Genomic DNA, 3,129 nt, shown 5'->3' on the forward strand with positions numbered 1-3,129 from the left:
GCTGGATCATCTGTACCAACCCGGTCGCCTCCGTCGCCAACCGCAGGACGGTCATCGAGGGCCTGGAAGCCGCCGAGTTCGTCGTCACCCAGGACGTCTTCCCCGACACCGAGACCAACGCGTACGCCGATGTCGTCCTGCCCGGCGCGATGTGGACCGAGACCGAGGGCGTCTTCGTGAACAGCGAGCGCAACCTCACCCTCGCCCCGCCCGCCGCCGACCCTCCGGGCGAGGCCATGGCGGACTGGCGGATCATCGCCGCCGTCGCCCGCGCGATGGGCTACGAGAAGGGGTTCTCGTACGACAGCGCCGAGCAGGTCTTCGAGGAGATCAAGCGCGCCCGGAACCCGAAGACCGGCTACGACCTGCGGGGTGTCACCTACGAGCGGCTGCGTTCCACCCCCGTCCAGTGGCCCGCGCCGACCGCCGACGGCCCCGACCGCAACCCCGTCCGGTACATCGGCCCGGACGGCACCCTCACCTTCCCCACCGCCACCGGCCGCGCCGTCTTCCACGCCCGCCCGCACATCCCGCCGGCCGAGATGCCGGACGACGACTACCCGTACCTCCTCAACACGGGCCGCCTCCAGCACCAGTGGCACACCCTCACCAAGACCGCGAAGGTGCCCAAGCTGAACAAGCTCGACCCCGGCCCCTTCGTCGAACTGCACCCGCGGGACGCGGCCGGGCTCGGCGTCACCGACGGGGACTCGGTGGAGGTCGCCTCCCGGCGGGGCCGGGCCGTACTGCCCGCCGTCGTCACCGACCGGGTGCTGCCGGGCTCCTGCTTCGCGCCCTTCCACTGGAACGACCTGTTCGGAGAGTACCTGAGCGTCAACGCGGTGACCAGCGACGCCGTCGACCCGCTGTCCTTCCAGCCGGAGCTGAAGGTGTGCGCGGTGTCGCTGACCAAGGTGTCCTCGCCGGTGACCGTGCAGGCCCCCCGGCAGATCCCGGTCGCCACGCCTGTCAGTACGGTTGCCGCCGCCCTCGAACCGACCGCGATACACCCTTCGGCCGCCGCCGTCTTCGGCCTCGACCCCGCGCCCCCGCCCGTCCTGACCGCGCGTGAACGCCAGTACCTGGTCGGTTTCCTCGCCGGCATCCCGGTGGGCGCCCCGGGCGTGCCCGTGCTGCCATCGGACGCGCCGTTCAGCCCCGAGCACGCCCTGTGGGTGAACGGCACGCTCGCCGGCATGTATTCCCGCAGCTCCGCGGCCCCGGCCCCGCCGGCGGAGCCCGTTGCCGGACGGCGCGTGGTGGTCCTCTGGGCCTCTCAGACGGGCAACGCCGAGGAGTTCGCCGCCGCCACCGCCGAGCGGCTCACCGCCGACGGCCATGTCCCGTCCCTCGTCGCGATGGACGAGACCGACCCCGCCGCCCTGCCCTGCGATGCCGACCTGCTGCTCATCACCAGCACGTTCGGCGACGGTGACGCTCCCGACAACGGCACGGGCTTCTGGGACACCCTCGCAGCGCCGGACGTCGGCCGTCTGGAGGGACGGCGCTACGCGGTGCTCGCCTTCGGCGACTCCTCGTACGACGACTTCTGCGGCCACGGCCGTCGCCTGGACCACCGCATGGACGAGCTCGGCGCGGTACGGCTGGCCCCGCGCACGGACTGCGAACCGGACTACGAGGGCGCGGCACACGCCTGGCTCGACCAGGTGGTCACCGCCCTCAAGGGCACCCCGGCCCCGGCCCCCGTGCCCGCCCCGGCGGTTCCCCGAGCCAGGCGCCCCGCCCCGGTCACCGCGCGCCTCACCGGCAACCGGCTGCTGAGCCTGCCGGGCGCCGGCAAGGAGGTCCGCCGGTTCACCTTCGACGCCGGTGACAGCGAGATGCCGCTCGTCTACGAGGCGGGCGACGCACTCGGCGTGCGGCCGCTCAACTCCCCGGACCTGGTGGCGGAATGGCTGACCGTGACCGGTCTCGACGCGAAGACGGACGTGGAGGTCGGCGGCGCCGGAGAGGCCGCCTTCGGGGAGGCGCTGCTGCGCCATCTGGACATCACCCGGATCACCCCGGACCTGCTGCGCTTCGTCGCCGAACGGGCCCGCGACCCGCGAGAGTTGAAGAAGCTCCTGCGCCCGGACAACAAGGGCGAACTGGCCCGCTGGTCCTGGGGCCGGCAGGCGGTGGACGTCGTCGCCGAGTTCGGCGTCCGGGCGGAGGCCCGTGAGTGGGTCGGGGCCCTGGGGCGCCTGCAGCCCCGCCTCTACTCCATCTCCTCCAGCCCCCTGACCGAACCGCACCTGGTCTCCCTGACGGTCTCCGTCGTGCGCTACGAGAACCTGCACGGCCGGCTCCGGCAGGGCGTCTGCTCCCCGTACCTCGCCGACGCCGCGACCGGCACGCCCGTACCCGTGCACGTCCAGCGTTCACCGCACTTCCGGCCGCCCGCCGACCCGGCGACACCGATGGTGATGGTCGGTCCCGGCACCGGCGTCGCGCCCTTCCTCGGCTTCCTGGAGGAGCGCCGGGCGCGCGGCCACCGGGCTCCCAACTGGCTGTTCTTCGGCGAGCAGCACCGGGCCACCGACTTCTACTACGAGGAGGAACTGGCCGCCTTTCTCGCCGACGGCACCCTGGACCGCCTCGACACCGCCTTCTCCCGCGACCAGCGCGCCAAGGTGTACGTACAGGACCGGATGCGCGAACACGGTCCCTTGCTCTGGTCCTGGCTCCAGGACGGCGCCCGCTTCTATGTCTGCGGTGACGCCTCCCGCATGGCGAAGGACGTCGACAGGGCGCTCAGGGAGGTCGCCATGGTGCACGGCGGGCTGACGGAGGAGGACGCGGCCGCCTACGTCAAACAGCTCGCCGCCGACCGGCGCTATGTGCGCGACGTCTACTGACCGTCCCCGGCCTCGCCCCAAACGGCTTATCACCTAGGTGGGTTGGACCCCTGAACCCGGCCCTGCGGAGTGCGTACCGTTCGGCCGGGAAGGCGTTCGGCGTGGGCCGGCCGCTCCCGGAGCGTGGAATGGTGCACCGCGGCCCCGGCCCCGGCGTCTGCCGCGCGCGGGCTCGCCGCCGACCCCACCCCCCGCGGCGCCCAGCCCGCCCCGGTGTCCGCCCCGCCTCTGTCTTATAAACAAAAACGATCGCACCAAACCTGGAACAAAC

The 3,129-nt window shown here is 72.6% G+C and carries 1 protein-coding gene; it reads left to right on the top strand.

Translation table 11 applies throughout. From position 1 onward, the window contains the following. A partial coding sequence (locus ACFW2E_RS44235) for a molybdopterin dinucleotide binding domain-containing protein (protein WP_384477060.1) occupies nt 1-2,858 on the top strand: 2,858 nt, incomplete at its 5' end. Nucleotides 2,859-3,129 lie beyond the last annotated feature (271 nt).

This window comes from Streptomyces sp. NPDC058964 (genome assembly GCF_042741275.1).
In the GTDB taxonomy this organism is placed as follows: domain Bacteria; phylum Actinomycetota; class Actinomycetes; order Streptomycetales; family Streptomycetaceae; genus Streptomyces.